The 19826-nt window shown below is 66.3% G+C and carries 18 protein-coding genes; 8 read left to right on the top strand and 10 right to left on the bottom strand.

Annotation, left to right across the window (positions count from 1 at the left end; translation table 11 throughout):
- Nucleotides 1-65: 65 nt before the first annotated feature.
- Nucleotides 66-1493 carry an FAD-binding oxidoreductase gene (locus tag QW887_RS16425; RefSeq protein WP_316175783.1) on the bottom strand — a complete coding sequence of 476 codons (1428 nt, stop codon included), beginning with the start codon at nt 1491-1493 and terminating at the stop codon, nt 66-68.
- 105 nt (nt 1494-1598) lie between these two features.
- Here QW887_RS16425 and QW887_RS16420 point away from each other — a divergent pair, with 105 nt between their 5' ends.
- Both QW887_RS16420 and QW887_RS16415 read left to right on the top strand, forming a co-directional pair.
- Nucleotides 1599-2141 (top strand): histidine phosphatase family protein, encoded by a 543-nt coding sequence (locus tag QW887_RS16420; protein ID WP_315768218.1) that lies wholly within the window; start codon nt 1599-1601, stop codon nt 2139-2141.
- A 53-nt stretch (nt 2142-2194) separates the two neighbouring features.
- A complete protein-coding gene (locus QW887_RS16415; RefSeq protein WP_315712676.1) occupies nt 2195-2620 on the top strand; it encodes a universal stress protein in 426 nt (141 codons plus the stop codon).
- 493 nt (nt 2621-3113) lie between these two features.
- Here the strand turns inward: QW887_RS16415 and QW887_RS16410 are convergent, their stop codons facing one another.
- Nucleotides 3114-3359, bottom strand: coding sequence for a hypothetical protein (locus QW887_RS16410; protein WP_316169651.1), 246 nt, complete (start codon nt 3357-3359; stop codon nt 3114-3116).
- 184 nt (nt 3360-3543) lie between these two features.
- On the opposite strand from QW887_RS16410, the gene QW887_RS16405 reads away from it, so the two are divergent.
- A complete protein-coding gene (locus tag QW887_RS16405) occupies nt 3544-3879 on the top strand; it encodes a hypothetical protein (protein WP_315828157.1) in 336 nt (111 codons plus the stop codon).
- Nucleotides 3880-3931: 52 nt separating this feature from the next.
- On the opposite strand, the gene QW887_RS16400 is transcribed toward QW887_RS16405, so the two are convergent.
- Together QW887_RS16400 and QW887_RS16395 are read right to left on the bottom strand one after the other, a co-directional pair.
- Nucleotides 3932-4519 (bottom strand): YdcF family protein, encoded by a 588-nt coding sequence (locus QW887_RS16400; RefSeq protein WP_316175785.1) that lies wholly within the window; start codon nt 4517-4519, stop codon nt 3932-3934.
- Nucleotides 4520-4608: 89 nt separating this feature from the next.
- Nucleotides 4609-5199, bottom strand: a complete 591-nt coding sequence (locus QW887_RS16395; protein WP_410052611.1) for a hypothetical protein — start codon at nt 5197-5199, stop codon at nt 4609-4611.
- Between the two features lie 48 nt (nt 5200-5247).
- On the opposite strand from QW887_RS16395, the gene QW887_RS16390 reads away from it, so the two are divergent.
- Nucleotides 5248-5682, top strand: a complete 435-nt coding sequence (locus tag QW887_RS16390) for a hypothetical protein (protein WP_315738812.1) — start codon at nt 5248-5250, stop codon at nt 5680-5682.
- Between the two features lie 76 nt (nt 5683-5758).
- Here QW887_RS16390 and QW887_RS16385 read toward each other — a convergent pair whose 3' ends face one another.
- Nucleotides 5759-6265, bottom strand: coding sequence for a ferritin-like domain-containing protein (locus tag QW887_RS16385; protein ID WP_316175786.1), 507 nt, complete (start codon nt 6263-6265; stop codon nt 5759-5761).
- A 367-nt stretch (nt 6266-6632) separates the two neighbouring features.
- Between QW887_RS16385 and QW887_RS16380 the strand changes: the two genes are divergently transcribed.
- Both QW887_RS16380 and QW887_RS16375 read left to right on the top strand, forming a co-directional pair.
- Nucleotides 6633-7724 carry a YbhN family protein gene (locus QW887_RS16380; protein ID WP_315712684.1) on the top strand — a complete coding sequence of 364 codons (1092 nt, stop codon included), beginning with the start codon at nt 6633-6635 and terminating at the stop codon, nt 7722-7724.
- A gap of 103 nt (nt 7725-7827) precedes the next feature.
- Complete coding sequence (locus QW887_RS16375) at nt 7828-9774, top strand: hypothetical protein (RefSeq protein ID WP_316175787.1); 1947 nt, start codon at nt 7828-7830, stop codon at nt 9772-9774.
- Nucleotides 9775-9977: 203 nt separating this feature from the next.
- Here QW887_RS16375 and QW887_RS16370 read toward each other — a convergent pair whose 3' ends face one another.
- From QW887_RS16370 to QW887_RS16360, 3 genes are all read right to left on the bottom strand, one after another.
- On the bottom strand, nt 9978-10367 hold the full coding sequence (locus tag QW887_RS16370) for a DUF3551 domain-containing protein (protein ID WP_316175788.1): 390 nt from the start codon (nt 10365-10367) through the stop codon (nt 9978-9980).
- 77 nt (nt 10368-10444) lie between these two features.
- Complete coding sequence (locus QW887_RS16365) at nt 10445-11053, bottom strand: DUF2147 domain-containing protein (RefSeq protein WP_315713622.1); 609 nt, start codon at nt 11051-11053, stop codon at nt 10445-10447.
- A 172-nt stretch (nt 11054-11225) separates the two neighbouring features.
- On the bottom strand, nt 11226-12254 hold the full coding sequence (locus QW887_RS16360; protein WP_315712687.1) for an NAD(P)/FAD-dependent oxidoreductase: 1029 nt from the start codon (nt 12252-12254) through the stop codon (nt 11226-11228).
- Between the two features lie 174 nt (nt 12255-12428).
- On the opposite strand from QW887_RS16360, the gene QW887_RS16355 reads away from it, so the two are divergent.
- The gene (locus tag QW887_RS16355; protein WP_315753164.1) at nt 12429-12893 is read left to right on the top strand and encodes a thioesterase family protein; all 465 of its coding nucleotides are present in this window, start codon (nt 12429-12431) and stop codon (nt 12891-12893) included.
- 50 nt (nt 12894-12943) lie between these two features.
- On the opposite strand, the gene QW887_RS16350 is transcribed toward QW887_RS16355, so the two are convergent.
- Both QW887_RS16350 and QW887_RS16345 read right to left on the bottom strand, forming a co-directional pair.
- Complete coding sequence (locus tag QW887_RS16350; protein WP_315707114.1) at nt 12944-13264, bottom strand: 2Fe-2S iron-sulfur cluster-binding protein; 321 nt, start codon at nt 13262-13264, stop codon at nt 12944-12946.
- Nucleotides 13265-13347: 83 nt separating this feature from the next.
- Entirely contained in the window at nt 13348-13722 is a 375-nt protein-coding gene (locus tag QW887_RS16345; RefSeq protein ID WP_315753165.1) for an Hpt domain-containing protein, read from the bottom strand.
- Nucleotides 13723-14103: 381 nt separating this feature from the next.
- Here QW887_RS16345 and QW887_RS16340 point away from each other — a divergent pair, with 381 nt between their 5' ends.
- Nucleotides 14104-19716 (top strand): methyl-accepting chemotaxis protein, encoded by a 5613-nt coding sequence (locus tag QW887_RS16340; RefSeq protein ID WP_316194696.1) that lies wholly within the window; start codon nt 14104-14106, stop codon nt 19714-19716.
- Nucleotides 19717-19826: the final 110 nt, after the last annotated feature.

The following is a 19826-nucleotide window of genomic DNA, read 5'->3' as shown; positions in this document are numbered from 1 at the left end:
CTACGGACGGGATCCCGCGAAGTTACGTCGGGCGCGGGCGCGACGGCTCACTTTCTTGCGAGGTGTCAGCCCTCCCCGGCGTCGGGACGGTGGTTCAGATCGGACGGCTGCGGCCGCAGCGGCAGCCGCGAGCCGGGCCGCTCGGCCGCCCGGCGCCGCGCTTCGGCCGCCCTGATCTCGCGCACACGCTCCTGCGCGCGGACGCGCTCGCGGTGCCGCGCCAGCGTCCCGGCCGCGGCGGCGCGGCCCCGGATCCACAGATTGACGACATGGCCGGCGACCCGGCCGCTGACGCCGCCGGCCCAGACCAATTCGAACGGCGAGAACAGCTTCCAGCGGTCGTCGCCGGCGAGGATCGCCTGCGCGATCAACTGCCCGGCCATCGCCGAGGTGTTGAGCCCCTGCCGGCCGAAGCCGCTCGCAACCCACAGGCCTTTGCGGAGCTGGCCGATCTGCGGCATGCCGTGCACGGTCTGGCCGGTGACGCCGCCGAAGGTCTCGGCGATCTCGACGCGGCCGAGTTGCGGGAACACCGTGCGGATCCGGCGCTGCAGCGCCGCGGCAAATCCGCTGGGCCGGGCGTCCCAGGTCGTCTCCGGGCTCGCCCACATCAGCCGGTCGCCGTCGACGACGCGGAAATGATCGATGCCGTCGGTGTCGCTGACCGAGCCCCGGAAGGCGATCGCATCAGCCAGCCGCTCGCCGAGCGGCGCGGTGACGCCGCCATAGCGCCACACCGGCAACAGCGTATCGGATAGCTTCTGCAGCGGCGCGCCGAGATGGATGTTGCCGGCCAGCACGATGTGCGAGGCGCGCATCCGCGCCGACGGCGTCACGATGCGCTTGCGCACGCCCGACGCGTCGATGCTGACCACCGGCGTGTCCTCGAAGATCCTTGCCCCGGCCCGGTGCGCGAGCCGCGCCAGCGCGTGAACGTACCTGCGGCCGTCGAGTTGGAACGCCTTGGGGTAATGGACGCCATGGAAGTAGCGGTCGGTCTTGAGCTCGGTCCTGACGCGCTCGACCTGCCAGCCCTCGACCTCGGTGTCGAAATCCTCGTGCAGCATCTGGAGGCGGCGGATCAAGGCGTCGCCGGCGTCGACATTCGAGACTTCGAGCGCGCCTTCGCTGAGTCCGATGCCCGGCATCGCCGCGGTGGCCTGGGCGCGGATGAACTCGGCACCGGACCAGGACAACGCCCATAGCGCCCGGGCATGCGCGAGCCCGACGCGCTCGATCAGATCCGGCAGCGGCAGGTCGAACCCGGGCATGACCGTCCCGATCATGTGACCGGATGCGTTCCATCCGACCTGGCGGCCTTCCAGCACCGCGACGCTCGCCCCCTGCCGGGCCGCGCACAACGCCACCGTCAAGCCGGCCAATCCCGCCCCGACGACGCAGACGTCGACATCGAGGTCGAAATTCAGCCTGGTGCGGCCGTGTGCACCTGCGGCATCCGCGTCATCGTTCACGCTTGTGGAAGTCTCGCTCATGGCGTTTTCTTAGCGAACCCTGCGCCGGACGTCATGACGCTTTTAATGGCGATAAAGAGACGTGGTACAGGCTGACCCAGCCTGAACGATTCGAGACGGAATTCCATGCGCCGATTGATGCTGCTGCGCCACGCCAAGACCGAGACTGACGCGCCGACCGGCCGCGACCAGGACCGCCGTCTCGACGAGCGCGGGCACCAGGATGCCGCCATGATCGGCGATTTCATCGCCAGCCACCCGCCCGCGCCGGAGCTGGTGCTGGTCTCGACCGCGGTTCGGGCGCAGCAGACCTGGGACCTCGCACTTGCGGCAATGAAGGACCGCGTCCCGGCCCCGCAGGTCGAGACCGTTCCCGAGCTCTACGGCGCCGAGCCGATGCAGATGCTGCATCACATCCGGCTCGCGGCAGCGCATGATCCGAAGCAGCTCCTGCTCGTCGGACACAATCCGGGCATGCACGAGCTGGCGCTGGCGCTGACCGGCGAGGGCGATTCCGAGGCCCGCCACGAGCTGATGCGCAACATGCCGACCGCGGGACTCGCGGTGCTCGATTTCGACACCGACGATTGGGGCGATATCAGCTTCACCCGCGGCCATCTCCTGAGGTTCGTCACGCCCAAGCTGCTCAAGCACGGCTCGGTCGATTGACAGGCAGGTCGGGTCCGGCGCGTAATGCCGGCGGACAGAGAGGAGGACCTTCGATGTTCAACTCGATTCTGGTGCCGATCGATCTGGCCGACACCGACCTCGCCAAGCCGGCCATCGCCACCGCGGCCACGCTGGCGCAGACTTGGAGCGGCACGGTGCATCTGCTCAACGTGATGCCGATGACGCCGGTGATGCTCGCCGAATACGTCCCGGCCGATTTCGATGCGCAGCAGCGCGAGACCGCCGAGGAAGCGCTGTCGATCGTGGCGCGCGAATCCGGCATCCCGGCCGAGCGCATCAGTTACACGGTACGCCAGGGCGGCATCTATCACGAGATCCTCGAGGAGGCGGCCAAGGTCAACGCCGACCTGATCGTGATGACCTCGCACCGCCCGGCGATGCGCACCTACTTCCTCGGCAGCAATGCCGGGCATGTCGTGCGCTACGCGAAGTGCTCGGTGCTGGTGGTGAGGCCGTGAGTGGCGGCCTCCTCCAACGCATACTGCGCGTAGAACAATTCCCTCTTCGCAGCTATTGCTATCGCATTGGGTGTTTCTCGATCCTATTGCCCGACCGAAATGCGGACTGAGGACACTCTCATGAGATGGCCTCTGCCTTATCCAAGGCGCGGTGACGTATTGGGTATTCTGTTCATCCTCGCTCTGCTTTGCCTTCTCGTTTCCAGCTTCTACTGGTTTCCGAATTCTAAGCCGAATACCGGATTTGGTCCGGATTGGGATTGCACTCCTGTCCCCAATGGCCAACCGATCTGCATCAAAAAATTGAGTCATTGAACTTGGTTCGCGACAAACACCACAGTGCGTAGGGTGGGCAAAGGCGCGTCCGAGACAGCCTGTTTGTCCGTGCTATCTGAACGCGCCGTGTCCACCGTCTTGCGCGAAAAGTTGCTTGGTGGGCACAACATCGCGTGGCTTGCGCCACACGACGTCTTTGCCCACCCCACGGACTCACTCAGCCGGCGGCACCGGTGACGAACCCTTCGCTCCAAGCGTCCCTATCGACTACATATTCGTCGACAACGAAACAATCGGGATAGTCGCGAAAGCCCTCGAATTGAAGCTTGCGCTTTCTTGCGGCATCCGCCTCGGCAGCGCTGCTGTAAACCCCAATGAGCTTGTTATCGGTATCGTTCTCGTCGAGAGCATCATCGCGTGGTCGGGCGGTACGCATTGATATGCCTGCTTCGTTTTTCAACATGCCTAGGCTGACGAATTACCCAACGGGTCGAAGGCACCGTCCCCAAAACGACGACTCCCGATCAAGCCCGCGAGCGGACATCCTCGTCGCCGCCCGAAGACCCCCCATAAGATTCAAACGCGACATTCGACCAGTGGCATGATACGGATGGGACGCAAATTGGTGCTATCTGGCACGAGACAAGATGCCACTAAAGCCCGCTATTATCTATGACGTTGCGGCTGATACTCCGTCCATAAAGAAGGCCATTGGCCCGAAGCTGGCCAAGCAATTCTCTGCGAACCCTCAAGTGCGCAGATATGCCGTTGTCCTGAAATTCCCTGATGGGGTCGTGACCAGCCGCGCGATTTCTCACACGCTGAGGAAAATTCCAGCTCCTCGCGGTCCAACGTTACTTGCGGGCGAAGACTTTACGGTCGAAGCGACTGCGATCGCCAAGCTGGAAGGTTGCGACATAGTTTGCGTACGCGAGTTTGGCTGGACCGATGAGGCTTATGCCTCCATCCGCGTGCGCTCCTGACACGAGAGGCTTCTGCTTCGCAATGCGCGTTAGCATTCCGCGAGTGACCCCGTCACGGCCACTCCGCGATGAAGCCCTTCGCCTTGTACGGCGCGATCTTGTCCCATTCGCTGAGCACGCGGCGGCGGAACTCCGGATGGGTGTGCCACAACTGCCGCGGTACGCCGAAGCTATCGACCGTCAGCAGCATCTTCTCGACTTCGGGCCAGTGGCGCTGCAGGGTCATCGCGTAGCGCCGAGCGGTCCAGCTGTTGCCGAGGCAGATCACGCTGCCGACATTGGCGAGGCCGAGCGCGGCGTCGATCACCGGCAGAGCGAACGCGACGTTCTCGCCGGTATTCGTGGCGTGGTGCTCTTCGAGGATGCGCTCGGCCGGAATGCCGCGCCCCACCATGGCGGCCTTGATCAGCGTACACTCCGAAAGATCAGCGCCCGGCGTGATCCCACCGCTGACGATGGCGTGGCGGAAGTAGCCTTGCTGCCACAGCTTCACCGCCGTCTCGGCACGCAGCTCCTCGTCGACGCGGGTCCCGAACACGAACAGGAGATCGGCCGGCCGCAGCGGCGTATCGGCGAAATGCCGCGCGTTGACCGCGGCGATCTCGGCGTCATCCGGTCTGCGCAGCGCGCGATCCTGCATCGGTCCTCTCCGAAGGCGACTCGCTCAGTCTGGCATGGCGCGCGAAATCTGCATGATCACATTCGGTGACCGGCGATGAGGTTGCGTGATCACGGCAGCAGCGCGGCCGGAATCTCCGTGAACGTGTAGCTGCGCGGCCTGTTGCGGGTGATGAAGCCGCCGACATACCAGGCGAACAGCGCGGCGAAGCCGATCAGGAACAACGCGCCCGACCATTCGGCGATGACGAGCGCGCGCACCAGAAGCCCGGCCATCGCCACGGCGAGCAGCGCAATCGCGGCGAGCGCCGCGCCGTAGGTGAAGCGGCCGAGGCCCGCAGTCAGCCGCGCGTTGCTGCCGCTGAAGGCGAGCCGCGCATGCAGGCCGAGGATGAAAGCACGATAGGCCTCGCTCTGCGGCGCCATCAGGGCCGCCGTCTGCCACGAGACGGAGATGATGCTGAGGCGGCGGCCATCGCGATGGGTGATGTCGGCCCGAAAACGCCTCGCCTGCATCGACACCGGTCGGTAGGACAGCCGGATCGCGGCGATGTCGGCGTAAGGCCACAGGCCGGTCCGGCCGGCGAACCGCCACGACAGCCCCTGCCCGGTCAGCTCGAACTGGTGCGCGGCCCCGATCAGCGACGCCTTGTAGGCGTAGCGGATCGCATCATCGCCGGCCGTGGTGGTGCGCTCGGAAATGGATCGGTCCTGTTGCGTGTGGCGCGCGCCTTATCCTACAAACGGAGCATGAGCGAAACGATCTATTTTCCGCGCCACCTGATCCTGGCCGGAGCGATGGCCGCCGGCGTGCTGCTGGCGCTGGCGGTGCACATGCTCGGCGCCCGCTACGGCCTCGATCTCGGCGGCCTGTGGCAGACCGAGAGCGGCGCCTTCATGCCGGCGGGATCGGCGATCGCCTGGTGGCTGATCGCCACCGTCGGCTTCTCCTCGGGCTATTTCATCGCCAACATCATGCACAGCGCGGTATCGGGCGAGATCCCGCAGCGGATGCGCAACTTCCTGGTCGTGGTCGGCGTGCTGATGCTGGCCGGCATCGGCCAAGCGATCTCCGGCCCGAGCCCGGTGCCATCGGCCTCGGGTGTGCTGGCCGGCCTCGCCGCGCTCTGCCTCGGCGCCCTGATGGCGTTCTGCGGCGCCAATTTCGCGTTGCGTAAGAGCTGACGCGCGGCATCCGGATGCGACGACGCCGCGCGGGATGTCCGCGCGGCGTTTTGTCTCATCGGCTCTGGTGACGCGATCAGCTCGCAGCACGCAGGTTGACGCCGCTCTCGGCGAGCTTGGTCAGCTTCATGTCGGTCGCCTTCTCTTCGTCGAGCGTCTTCTGCAGCACGGCGGCGCAGTCGCTACGGCCGAGCTGCTTGGCCCAGGCGATCAGGCTGCCATAGCGGGTGATCTCATAGTGCTCCGCCGCCTGACCGGCATTGATCAGGGCGGCGTCGAGCACCGTCTTGTCTGCGACCTCGCCGGCGACCTCCTCGGCCTCCTCGATGATGCCGTCGATCGCCGGACAGTCGACCGCCTTGGGCGCAATGCCGTGCATCTCGAACACCTGCTCGAGCCGCTTCACATGCGTCCTGGTTTCGTCGAGATGGGTCAGAAAACCCTGCTTGAGCTTCTGATCCGTCGCCTTGTCCGCCATCTTCGGCAGCGCTTTGACGAGCTGGTTCTCGGCGTAATAGATGTCCTGCAGCTGATGAACGAACAGATCGTTCATCGTCTTGATGTCCTTGGTGAACAGTCCCATTTGTTTCACGTCCTCTCGGTTCGGAACATGGCAGGTCCCTCCCCCGACCGATCGTCGCCATGTTCGCTGTGCGCTAACCGGCGGCTACGGCGGTTGTTCCGGCGTACCGGCCCTGCCGAACCGCAGGGGCGAGGGTTCTCGTGAACCGCGCGGGCGACCAGTTGGACCGAATTGAGGCGGACGGGCCGCCAGCTATGTGACCGGAGTGTGACAGACCCGCGCCGCATGGGTCGGAGCTGAGCTGTGTCAAGGACTGCACAAGGCGCGCATTTTAGCATAAGGAACAGGCTGTCACGAATTGCCCGCCCCATCGATCAATGGTTTCGCCTCTTTTCCAAGATCTAGTACCGCCCCGCCGGGAGGATGAATGCAGCGCCTGCTGACCACGCTTGGGCGTGGCTTCAAGAAATGGATCGGCTGGAAGCGGCTGGGGATTGCAGCGAGCCTTGCGATCATCGCCTTCGCGATCACGACACTCGTGCGCACGCTGAAGGGCGTCGATGCCGGCGTCATCCTGACCGCGCTCACCGAAATCCCGCCCGGTCACATCGCCCTCGCGGCCTTGTGTGTGGTCGGCGCGTTCTGCACGCTGACCTTCTATGACTATTTTGCACTGCGAACGATTGGCAAGAAACACGTGCCCTATCGCATCGCGGCGATGAGCGCCTTCACCAGCTATTCGATCGGCCACAACATCGGCGCCACCGTGTTCACCGGCGGCGCCATCCGGTTTCGGATCTACTCCGACTACGGCCTGTCCGCGATCGACGTCGCCAAGATCTGCTTCCTGTCAGGCCTGACCTTCTGGCTCGGCAATCTGTTCGTACTCGGCATCGGTATGACCTTGCATCCGGCCGCCGCCACCGCGATGGACCAGTTGCCCCCGGCGGTGAACCAGTTGATCGCGATCGGCATCCTGGGGGCGATCTTCGCCTATCTCGGCTGGCTGACCGCCGGCAAGAACCGGCGCCAGCTCGGCCAGAACGGCTGGAAGGTGGTGCTGCCCTCGGCGCAGCTCACGCTCGTGCAGATCCTGATCGGAGTGGTCGACCTCGGCTTCTGCGCGCTGGCGATGTACCTCCTCGTCCCCGCCGCTCCGCCGATCGATTTCCTGTCGCTGTCGGTGGTGTTCATCCTCGCCACCCTGCTCGGCTTCGCCAGCCACGCGCCCGGCAGCATCGGCGTGTTCGATGCCGCGATGCTCGTGGCGCTGCCGCAGTTCGGGCGCGAGCAGTTGCTGGCCACCCTGCTCGTTTTCCGCGTGCTGTATTTCGTGATCCCGTTCGCGACGGCGATCTCCATCATGGGCATCAGGGAACTCTGGCTGAACGTCGTGAAGCCGTGGCAGGAGCGGCGCCGGCTGAACTCAGCCTGCGAGGACGAGGTCGCCGCCAAGCGCGCCGCGGCCACGGCGCCCGCCGCGGTTCCCCAGCGCATCAAGCGCCACTCCCAGCGCTGAGCAGCAATCGTCTCGCGGATGACGCGACGGTTCGACCCTCGACCGGTTGAACTCGCGTGCGATCCTCTTATTTCCGCCCCATCCCTGACGTGAATCCTTGCGCATGACCCGAATGCCCCTTCGTCCGCTGCTCGCCGCCTGCGTCCTGGCCGGCCTGCTCGCCCCTCTCGCCGCCACCGAGGCGGCCGCGCAGTTCGGCGCAGCGCCGCTGCAGATCAGCTGGGAGGTGCGCAACCGCTTCCGTCTCTTCCGGGAGGAGCGCGACTTCCTGCTGCATACCGAGAGCACGCGCGACCGCTCCATTCTCGCCGCCGAGCAGGCGTTGGCGGTGCAGAGCGACGGCCGCGGCTGGGCCCGGAACGTCGTCAACCGGCTCTGCATCGACCTCGCCGGCCGCATCAACGAGCCGTGCACGCGCGACAACGTCAAGGAAAGCTATCTCACGCCGATCGACCATCCGATCACCGTGCGCCTGACCGGCCCGGTCCCGGTCGGCGCCACCTGCGCGTGGTCGTTCGACGACGGCGACGGGCCGCAGACCTCGACATTCGACTGCGCCGAACCGGTCAACCTGCGCGTCCGCTACGGCCGCCAGACCGTCGCATCCGTCGATGTCGCCAGCCCGGAAGGCACGCAGCAGGTGTCGACCGGAATCCAGGTCCGCGACATCCTGATCGCCGGCCTCGGCGACAGCATCGCCTCCGGCGAGGGCAATCCCGACCGCCCGATCGCGCTCGCCGACGACGGCTTCTGCTTCCGCTCCTATCTCGGCGGCCCGACCGCGCAATATTATCGGCCGAGCCGGGCCGGCTTCAAAGGCGGCCGCGCCTGCGAGGCGCCGGACACGCTGCAGAACTGGCAGAAGCACAGCGCGGTCTGGCTCAACGCGGCCTGCCATCGCTCGCTCTACAGCTACCAGACCCGCACGGCGCTGGCGCTCGCGGTGCGCTATCCGCACGTCGCGGTCACCTACCTGCCGCTCGCCTGCACCGGCGCCACCATCGCCGACGGCCTGTTCGGCAGCCAGCGCGCGCGCGAATGCACGCCCGGCCGCGCCGCGACCACCTGCGCCGGCAGCGTCAACGGCCAGCTCGGCGAGCTGCGCGAGGCGCTGACCGCGGCCAAGCGTCGCCAGCCGGACCGCAAGCTCGATCTGATTCTGCTGTCGATCGGCGCCAACGACATCAACTTCTCCGGTCTCGTCGCCGACGTCATCGTCGATACGCCGACCGAACGCACGCTGTTCAAGCGCTCGGGCGTGATCGGCTCGGTCGAGGAATCGCGCAGCGAGCTGGCGCGCGACCTGCCGCAGGGTTTTGCCAAGCTGCGCGAGGCGCTGAAGCCGCTGGTCGGCGACCTCTCGCACGTCATCTACACCTCCTACGGCAACCCGGCACTGAGCGGCCCCGGCACGCCCTGCCCGGGTGGTCCGGCCGGTTTCGAGGTCCACCCATCGTTCAATGCCAATCCGCAGCGGCTCGCCAAGGTCGCGGGCTTCGTCGAGAACGAGTTCCTGCCGTCACTGCGCGGGCTGGCGCAATGTACCGCGGGAGTCCTGTGCCGCGATCCGCAGGCCGACCGCATGACCTTCGTCGATGCGCATCAGGCCGCGTTTGCCGATCACGGCTTCTGCGCCCGCTCGACGCAGGATCCGCCGTTCGACCGCGAATGCTTTTCGGCCGACGGCGCCAGCTTCGATCCGAACATCGTCAGCGCCGCCAACGAGCCGCTGCTGTGCGGCCGCGGCGCCAGCGAGTATCGTCCCTATCTGCCGCGCGCGCGCTGGATCCGCGATGCCAACGACAGCTACTTCTCGGCGATGACCTATCCGCAAGGGCTGCCGGCGGCGATGCAGCCCTCCGACATCCACGATGCGAGCTGGGGCGTGCTGTCCGCGGTCTATGGCGGCGCCGTGCATCCGACGGCGGAGGGCCATGCCGCGATGGCCGACGCCGCCTTTCCGGCCGCGGCGCAAGTGCTCAACCTCGATGCGGCCGAGCCCAACGTCACCAGCCAGCCGCTGCCGCCGGCGGGCATGGTGAGGCAGTAGTCGGCCATTCGGGTAGGGATCGCAGAGGAAGAACGGCCTGAAGCGCTCCGCTCCGCATACCGTCTTTCGGGACGCCCTCCGTGAGCGGGCGCTCAGGAACAAAGGCTGTGGAGCGGCGAGATTGCAGAGCCTCATGGGGAGTTGGGAGCGGATGGAGAGCCGGGCCGCCTCGAAAGAACGTGTCGGCCTCGACGTCCCAACGCTCAGCGCGCAAATCGACGGCGACCACCGCCAAGCGATCCTGATTGTCCTTGTACCCAATATGGGTTGTTCACGCACATGGCCGCGAGGCCCCGGCCTGCCCTTCGACACTGATCCCAGGACGTATAGGTGCATTCGACATAGGTGCTACCACCCCATTCCCACCTTTGTAGGCAGACAGGATAATTGGACTCATAGGTCTGAGCAGCGGCGATCGGGATCATGGAGATGGCCGCGCTCCCCGCGATGATCCAACGCAGCATCAGCATCGCTCCCTCGTCGAATTCCGACCGCTGCGGCCAATGGCCTGCACGATCACCGGCAAGCAACGCTCGAATGATCATGGAGACCTTGTCCTCGACCACGCGGTTGGTGCGGTTGGTCTGGATCAAGCTCTTCGCCGACGCGGTGTCCGAGATCGCGATCCCTTGTCGGCCAGGAGCGAGGACGGTCGCAGTTCGGAAGCAGTCTACTTGACTGCAGCCGGCTTCTTCATCATCGGAGGCGCCTGCTTGGTGGCGGGGCCGGTTGCCGTCGTCGCCTGCGAGGGCAGATATTTGGCGAGGATCGCAGGATCGATCTGCGCCATGTTGCTGTCCGGCAGGCGGGTCCAGGTCTCGTCCTTGCCAAACAGCGAGATGCCGAGATAGCCGTGCAGGATCAGCGTCTGCCCGTCCGGACTGACCCGCATATTGGCCTTCCAGATGTTGCCGTCGCGCGGATTGAGCACGTTGCCGCCTTCGTATTTCAGGCCCTCGCGCTTCATGTCGCGCACGAAGGAGATGCCGAGCACCGGCGCATTCTTGCGGTCATCGCTGCACTTCGAACAGACCTCGTTCGGATTGTCGCCGGGACGCGGAAACGTCTTGGCGATCACGCCCTCGAACACGCCGTCGTGGTCGATGAAGAGAAACCAGCCGACGGGCCTGCCATCCTCGACCTTCTGCCACAGACCGGCCGCGGTCGGCTCAGCCGCGAGCGCAGGCCGCGTCAGCAGAGCACCGGCAACGACGAGCGCGCCGATCGCGAGCTTCGTCACACCAGGCACCAGCCGAAGTCGGGGAAACGCATTGCGCATCATCATCTCACCTTGACCAAGTCACAAAATGAATGGCCGCACAGTACGGCCGTTTCATGCATCGTTCCAGCCCCATAACAGGTCTGGCGCGCCGGTGAAACCGGCACGCGCAGGAAACATTTCTTCACATTTGAGTTGGTCCGGCGGCGGAAGGTTCCATACCGCCGACAAATTAGTTGACGCCGAGCTTCTTCTGCAGGCTCGACGACGACGTCGTGTACTGGAACACCAGCCGCTTCTCCGGATACACGTAGCGGTGCGCCTTCTGCGCCATCAGCGCGCCCTCGTGGAAGCCGCACAGGATCAGCTTGATCTTGCCGGGATAGGTGTTGATGTCGCCGATCGCGAAGATGCCGGGCACGGAGGTCTCGAAGGCAGAGGTCTCGACCGGAATGAGATTGTGCTCGAGCGCGAGGCCCCACTCGGCAACCGGACCGAGTTTCATCGTCAGTCCGAAGAATGGCAGCATCATCTCGCAGGGGACGGTCTCGACCGCGTTGTCGTTGCCCTTGATCGTCGCAGCCGACAGCTGGCCATTGGCGCCTTCGAGCGCCGTCACCTGGCCGATGCGCAGATCCATCTTGCCGCCGGCGACGAGCGCGCGCATCTGCTCGACGCTGTGGGGCGCGGCACGGAAGTCGTCGCGGCGATGAACGAGCGTGATGCGCTTCGCGATGGGGTGCAGGTTGAGCGTCCAGTCGAGCGCGGAGTCGCCGCCGCCGACGATGACGACATTCTTGTCGCGGAACTGCTCCATCTTGCGCACGGCATAGAATACCGAGGTGCCTTCATAGGCCTCGATGCCCGGCACCGGCGGGCGCTTGGGCTGGAACGAGCCGCCCCCGGCCGCGATCACCACGACCTTGCACTCGAACACCTTGCCGGCATCGGTGGTGACGCGAAAACCGGGATCGCCGATCTTTTCGACCTTCTCGACCATCTCGCCGAGATGGAAGGTCGGACTGAACGGCTTGATCTGCTCCATCAATTGATCGGTGAGGCCCTGCCCCGTCACCATCGGCACGCCGGGAATGTCGTAGATCGGCTTCTCCGGATACAGCTCGGCGCATTGGCCGCCGACCTTGTCGAGGATGTCGATCAGATGCGCCTTGATGTCGAGCAGCCCCAGTTCAAAAACGGCAAACAGTCCGCAAGGGCCCGCGCCAATGATCAGCACATCGGTCTTGATCGCTTCGCTCATGTCGCTCTTCTCGTTGGAGGCGCCGCTCGACGGATGGCGGCAGATGGCGGTTCCGAATTTGTAGCCATTGGTGTGGTCGCAGGGAAGGCACAAAAGCCGCCCCTGCCTCGCGCGCGGCTTGCAGCGGTGGGCTTAGCCGGGTTTGAAGGGGACATGAATGATGGAGATCAATCGGTGACAGAGACGGCCCGCCGCGATCACGCGCCACGCCTGGAGGACTTTCCCTACCGGCTGACGGACAATGTCCGCTTCGGCGACCTCGATCCCAACCAGCACGTCAACAATGCGGTCTACGCGACCTATTTCGAGACCGGCCGGGTGACCTTGATGAAAGACCCGCGCCATGGCCTGACCCAGGACGGGCTGGCCTGGATCATGGTGCGGCTGGACATGCATTTCCGGGCCGAGCTGCGCTGGCCGGGCACGATCGAGCTGGGACTGGGGGTCGTGAGGCTGGGGCGCACGTCGGTGACCTGCGAGCAGGTCGTGTTCTCGGACGGGCGCTGCGTGGCGTCGGCCACCGCGGTCATGGTCCTGATCGACGAGGTGACGCGCAAACCGGCGCCGCTGACGCCGAATCTCGTTGCTGCGCTACAGCCCTGGGTCCGCCGCGGCATGGCGATCGCGCCGCCGGCATAGGCCTGGCGGCGATCAGCCGAAGCGCGACGATGAGGGCGCGAGGCGAACGGTCAGGCCTGACGCTCGGGGGTGGAGACGACGAGGCCGTCGAGTTCGTCGGAGACCTTGATCTGGCAGGAAAGACGGGAATTCGGCCGGACATCGTAGCCGAAATCGAGCATGTCCTCTTCCATCGGGGTCGGCGGGCCGACCTTCTCGCGCCAGGCTTCGTCGACATAGACATGGCAAGTCGCGCAGGCGCACGCGCCGCCACATTCGGCCTCGATGCCGGGAATGGCGTTACGGATCGCCGCTTCCATCACGGTCGCGCCGTTCTCGATCTCAACGGTTCTGGATTCGCCGGTATGGTCGACAAAGGTGATCTTGGCCATGTGTGCTCGTGCTGCGCAGGGAATGAGGTCGGGCTGTCCTATAACGGACCGCTCCGCTCCGCGCTAGTGCTGCCGCCGGCCGCTCAGGCCGCGCCGAGCATCTCCGAAATCGCCGCGCGGGCCTGCGCGATCGCCGTGCCGAGCCAGGCCAGCGCATCGGCGGGGTCGCCCGCCCGCAGCGCCGCTTCGAGCCCTTCCGCCGCGTCGGCGACGTCGAGCGCGCCGACGGCGCGGGCCGAGCCCTTCAGCGTGTGGGCGACGGTGGCGGCGTCCTCGGGCATCACCTGCAACCGCTCCAGCAGGCGGACGGCCTGGCTGGAGAACATGGCGAGCACCTCGCGCTCGAGCGCGCTGTCGCCGAGCGTCATCCGGCGCAGCAGGTCCAGGCTGATCGGCCCGTCATCGGGAACCAGCGGGGGCGAGGGCATCCATTCGATCCGTGAAAGGTCGGGAATCATGGCGGCAATCCGGTCCGGGCGCGCCGCGCGCGCCTGTGGTAAGCCAAGCACGACAATGGTTAATGCATTGTTACCGGCCCAATTGCCGCGGGTTTGCCGCGATTTGGGCCCGGCTCCGCCCCAATCACGGCAGAAACGGGAATTCGCAGAACTTCTAGAGTGTTAACGGCGGCTGCTGTTAACGATGATTAAGAATCTCTTAACCACGGCCATTTCTTTCAACAGGCACAGCCAATAGGATGATGCCCGGATGGAGTGGGTCACCTGGCGGAATTTGCCACCCCTGGTGCCTGCGAGGGATGACGTCCGGTTCGAGCGTTGCGAGAGGGCACTCGTACGCGGCTCGCCGGATCGAAATTAAGACGAGGGCTCGGACTCAACATGGCGAACACTCCGAAAAAGGTCAAAGACCCGACTGAAGTTGCGCTGTCCGCCATTCAGGAGGCTTTGAACATCAGCGATTCGTCCGCGCCCACGGACTCGCAGAGCTCGGTCCACGCCGACGGGGCTCCGCCCGTCATGCCGAACGGCGTGTCCAGTCTGGATTCGTTCGACTCGCGTCCGGGCATCGACCGCAGCAGCCTTGACGAGATCGAGCCGCCGCCGCTCGCCGCGCGCCGCCCGGCCAACGACGACCGCGAGACCATCGGCCAATTGCTGCAGGCGATCCAAAAGGGCCGCCCGTCACGCGGCGTCTACACGCTGGCAACCGCCTTTGCAGGCATCTGGATCGTCGGCTGCGTCCTGCTGACCATCGGCTTCCTGCCCGCTTTGCAGACCCTGATCGGCCAGAGCGGCGGCGTGCTGGTCATGGCAGGCCTCGCCGCAGTGTTCTTTGCCCCGGTTCTGCTGTTCTATTTCCTCGCGAGCCTCGCTTGGCGCGGCCAGGAGCTGCGCATGATCGCGCAGTCGATGGCGCAGGTCGCGATCCGCTTCTCCGAGCCGGAAGGCGCCGTCAGCGATTCCATCGTGACCGTCGGCCAGGCCATCCGCCGCGAGGTCGCGGCGATGGGCGACGGCGTCGAGCGCGCGATCGCGCGTGCCGGCGAGCTCGAGATGCTGGTCGCCAACGAGGTTGCGGCGCTCGAGCGCGCCTACAGCGACAACGAGGTGCGCATCCGCGCCCTGCTCCAGGACATCGCCCATCAGCGCGACAACCTCGTCGGCCAGGCCGAGCAGGTCCGGAGCGCCATCTCGGGTGTCCAGATCGACCTTCGCCACGACATCGCGCTGATCTCGGACGCAATCGCCTCGCGGGTCGACGAGGTCGCCAAGAGCATCACCGGCGCGCTGGAAGAGCGCGGCGCCCACATCACGGCCGCGCTCGGCAACGCCGGCGACAACATGATCCTCGCGCTCGGCGAGCGCGGCGGCGATCTGCTCGACCGGCTCGAAGAGGCCAGCGCCGAGACCACCCGCGCCGTGCTCGACGCCTCGGAGCGGCTCACCACCAGCCTCAATTTCAAGACCGGCCACGTCCACGACGAGTTTGCCGACCTGTCGGACCGAGTCCACGAGATGCTCAACGAGCGCATCGACCGCATCACCAGCGAGTTCGAGCAGCGCACGGCGGCCATCGTCGACGGCATCTCGGTGCGAACCGAGCAGGTTCACGACCAGCTCAAGGCGTCCGGCGAGTCCCTCCTGCTGGAGCTCGAGCTGCGCAGCGGCGATCTTGTCACCAAGATCGACGAGGCGAGCCAGCGCATGTCCGGCCACATCGTCACGTCAGGCGAGAAGGCGAGCGAGTCGCTCGATGCGACCGTCAATTCGCTGGTCGCCAAGGTCGTCAGCCAGACCGAGAGCACCCACGACACGCTGTCGATCCAGATCAGCGCCTTCGACGAGCTGGTGAAGAACCAGGGCACCGAGCTCGCCGAGCGCTTCGCACGCGACAGCTCGACGCTGGGCGCGCTGATCACCCGGCACATCACCGAATTCGACCGCACGGTGAAGACCTATGGCGGCGAGATCGTCGAGCGCATGGGCCAGCGGACCCAGGAAATCTCCGACAATCTCAAGTCCTATGTCGATACGTTCGATACGCGGCTGTCGTCCAACAGCGGTGAGATCACGGCGACGCTGGATCAGCGGCTGAACCAGTTCGAGACCAATCTGCAGGCCCGCATCACCACCCTCGACACCTCGCTCGATGCGAAGATCAAGACCTTCGACGACAGCGTCGAGGGCCGCCTCAAGTCGCTCGAGGAGAACTTCGACAACCGTGCGACCTCGGTGACCTCGACGATCGAAGGCCGCCTCGGCACTCTGTCCAACTCGCTGACCGACGGCGCTGCGCAGGTGCTGCACGCGATCGACTCGCGGCTGACCGTGCTGACCTCCTCGCTGACCGACGGCTCGGCGCAGGCGATCCAGTCGATCGATTCCCGCCTCAACATTCTGACCTCCTCGCTGACCGACGGCACCGACAAGGCGCTCGAAGCGATCGATCAGCGCATCCACAGCCTGTCGAACATCATCGACGGCCGCAGCTACGAGCTGACCGAAGCCGTCACCGCGCGCTTCCAGGACATCCATCAGGGCATCGAGACCCGCGTCGGCTCGATCGCCAAGGACATCGACCATCGCGTGTCGCAGTTCGAGGACCTGCTCGGCTCGCGCGTCGAGGCGGTGGCCGGCCGCATCGAGAGCAGCGGCCGCCAGGCGAGCGACGAACTGATGACCCGCGCCGAGCTGCTGTCCGCCAGCATCAAGTCGCATGTGGAAGATGCGGAGCGGGCGCTGACCAACCTCGTGGTCAACACCAGCGAGACCATCCAGACCGGGGCCCGCTCGGCACAGCAGGCGCTGCTCAACGTCTCGACCGACGTCGGATCGCAGTTGAAGAACACCTCCGCCGAGGTCGAGCGTGCCCTGTCGAGCGCAGGCAGCAGCGCGGCCGAGGCCGTCCTGACCAGTGCGCGCGAGGCCCAGGCCACGCTGGTCGCGGCCTCCGGCGAGACCGCCGACCAGATCAAGTCGCTGTCGGCCGACGTCGAGCGCACGCTCACGGCGGCAGGCTCGACCACCGCAGCCTCGATCCTCGCCGGTGCGCGCGAGGCCCAGAACACGCTGGTGTCCGCCTCCTCCGATGCCGCCACCCACGTCAAGTCGCTCGCCGTCGACGTCGAGCAGGCGCTGACGGCCGCCGGCTCGGCCACGGCAGCCTCGATCCTCGCCGGTGCACGCGAGGTCCAGAACACGCTGGTGTCCGCCTCCTCCAACGCGGCCGAGCACGTGAAGTCGCTCGCAGCCGACGTGCAGCGCTCGCTGACCAGTGCCGGGACGGAAACCGCCGAAGCCATCACGGCGGGCGCCCGTGATGCCCAGCATGCCCTGCTCGCGGCATCGAGCGAAGCGGCCGAACAGGTCAAGGCGCTGACCGTCGACGTCCAGCGCTCGCTGTCGATCGCGGGGACGACCACCGCGGAAACGATCACCGGCGGCGCCCGGGAAGCGCAGAGCACGCTGATCAGCGCTTCGTCCGAAGCGGCCAATCACGTCAAGTCGCTGGCGGCCGACGTCGAGCGCACGCTCGCCGCGGTCGGAACCAGCACCGCCGCAGCGATCGTCGACAGCGCCCGCGACGTCCAGTCGAAGCTCGTCACCGCCTCGACGGAAGCAACCGAGCACGTCAAGTCGCTGGCCGTCGACGTCGAGCGGACGCTGTCGTCCGTCGGCGCCGATACCGCGACCTCGATCCTCAACAGCGCGCGCCAGGCGCAGATGTCGCTGACCGCCACGTCGGCCGACACCGCGGCCACCCTGGTCGGCAGCGCACGCGAAGCCCAGGCGGTGCTGACGACGACCACGACCGAGACGGTCGCGGTGATCGTCGGCGGCGCGCGCGAGGCACAGAACCTGCTGACCGCCACCTCCACCGACACCGCGGGCCAGCTCAAGGCGATGTCGTCGGAGATCGAGCGCGTCATCAATTCCGTCGCGGCGAACACCACCGATGCGATCCAGAGCAGCGCGCTCAATGCGCAGAGCGCGCTCGTCGCCGCCTCCAACGAGGTCTCCACGCGGGTCAAGTCGACCTCGACCGAGATCGAGCGCTCGGTGCTCGCCGCCGGCAACTCGTTCGGCTCGGCCATGACCGGCAAGACCGACGAGATCGTCACCTATGTGCAGCAGCAGAGCGAGCGGCTGTCGCAGATGCTCGACGGCAAGCGCGGCACCCTTGTGGAGGCACTCAACTCGAAGACCAACCAGCTCACGATCGAGATCGATCGCGTCACCACCGACGCGCTGAAGGCGATCGAGGTCCGCGGCCAGAACTTCGCCCAGAGCGTCAATGGCAACGGCTCCGAGGTCGCCCGCACCATCACCTCGGCGGGAGAGCTCGCGACCACCGCGATCACCAAGTCGCTCAAGGAGTTGGAGCAGGCCTCGCGCGCGGCGATCGAGCAGTCGCGCCAGGTCTCGGTGGCCGCGGTCACCGAGATGCAGGAGACGAGCAAGATCCTGCGCACCGATACGGTCGCCCTGTTCGAACGTCTGCGCGAGGGCAACATCCTGCTGCAGGAGGTCCTGACCGGCGCCCACGACAACCTCAACTCGCTGGAGCGGGCGCTGGTCACCCGGGTGGCCGACTTCGTCACCGCGATGAACGACGTCACCGCGCGCAACGGCACCGCGACGCAGACGCTCGAGGACCAGCTCAACGTGTTCAACTCCAAGACCTCGCGGGCGCTGGAGGATCTCAATTCGCTGTCCGGCCAGTTCGACGCGCATGGCAAGGCGCTGATCGAGGCGGCGGCCATCGTCGAGCAGAGCAACCGCGATGCGACCGTCTCGATCTCGGATCGCAAGACGACGCTGGAATCGCTGGTCACCACCATCGATCTGCGCACCGCCGATCTCGACCAGCGTCTGACGCGCTTCACCACCCTGCTCGACGAGTCCTTGGCGGCCGCCGAGGAGCGCGCCCGCGACATCGCCCGGGTCGTGGCGGAAACGGCGGGGGCCGGCTCGACCGCGCTCAGCCGCCAGTTCGAGGCCATCCGCGCCAACGCGGAGGAGGAACGCCGCCTCACCACGTCGCAGATGCAGGAGATCTACCAGCAGAGCACGCAGGAAGCCGATGCGATGTTCAAGCAGTCGGCGGAGAAGTTCGCCACGCTGGTGTCGAGCATGAAGCAGATGACCGCCGAGATGCATCGCGAGCTCGAGGCGACGCGCAACGAGCTGCGCCGCGGCGTGCTGGAGATGCCGCAGGAGGCCGCCGAGAGCACGGCGCAGATGCGCAAGGTCATCGTCGACCAGATCGAGGCGCTGGCCGAGCTCAACCGGATCGTCGCGCATCACGGCCGCGGTCTCGACGTGGTCAGCGCGTCGCGTCCCGCCGCGGTCGCGGCGCCAGCGGCCGTGATCCGTCAGGAAGAGCCGATCGTCGCCGCAGCCGTCGGCGGCCGGCCGGACATGCGCCTGCGCGAGCCGGCTGCGACCAGCGTCGCCAACCTGCCGCCGCCGGATCTCGGCATGCAGCCGCCGGCCCCGCCGCCGCAGCCACGCCGGGTCGAGGCGCCGCCGATGGGTCCGGTCGCCGATCAGCGCAGCGACAACTGGCTGTCCGACCTGCTCAACCGGGCCGACAACAGCACCGCCGGCCAGCCCCAGCCGCCGCGTGGCCGCGGTCCGGCGCAGCAGTCGGGCAATCCGCTGGAGTCGCTGTCGCTCGACATCGCCCGGCTGATGGACCGCAATCTCGCGGCCGAGATGTGGGACCGTTACCAGCGCGGCGAGACCAAGGCGTTCTCCAAGCGTCTCTACACCCCGGCCGGCCAGAAGGCGTTCGACGAGGTCGCCCGCAAGTACCGCGCCGACCGCACCTTCAAGCAGACGGTGGACCGCTACATCACCGAGTTCGAGCGGCTGCTCGACGAGGTCGCACGCGACGACCGCAATCCGCAGGCGCTGCGTGCCCAGCTCACCTCGGAGACCGGGCTGGTCTACACTCTGCTCGCCCACGCCGCCGGAAGGCTGGCGTGATGGGAGCGAATGGGAGAGTAGCGAGTAGCGAGTAGCGAGTAGCGAGTAGCGAGTAGCGAGTAGCGAGTAGCGAAGGGTTCAGTAGAACCAGCGCTGCGACAAGAAGAACA

The sequence above is a fragment of the Bradyrhizobium sp. SZCCHNRI3052 genome (assembly GCF_032484895.1).
Taxonomy (GTDB): Bacteria; Pseudomonadota; Alphaproteobacteria; order Rhizobiales; family Xanthobacteraceae; genus Bradyrhizobium.
This window is presented reverse-complemented; position numbering and strand designations above follow the sequence as displayed.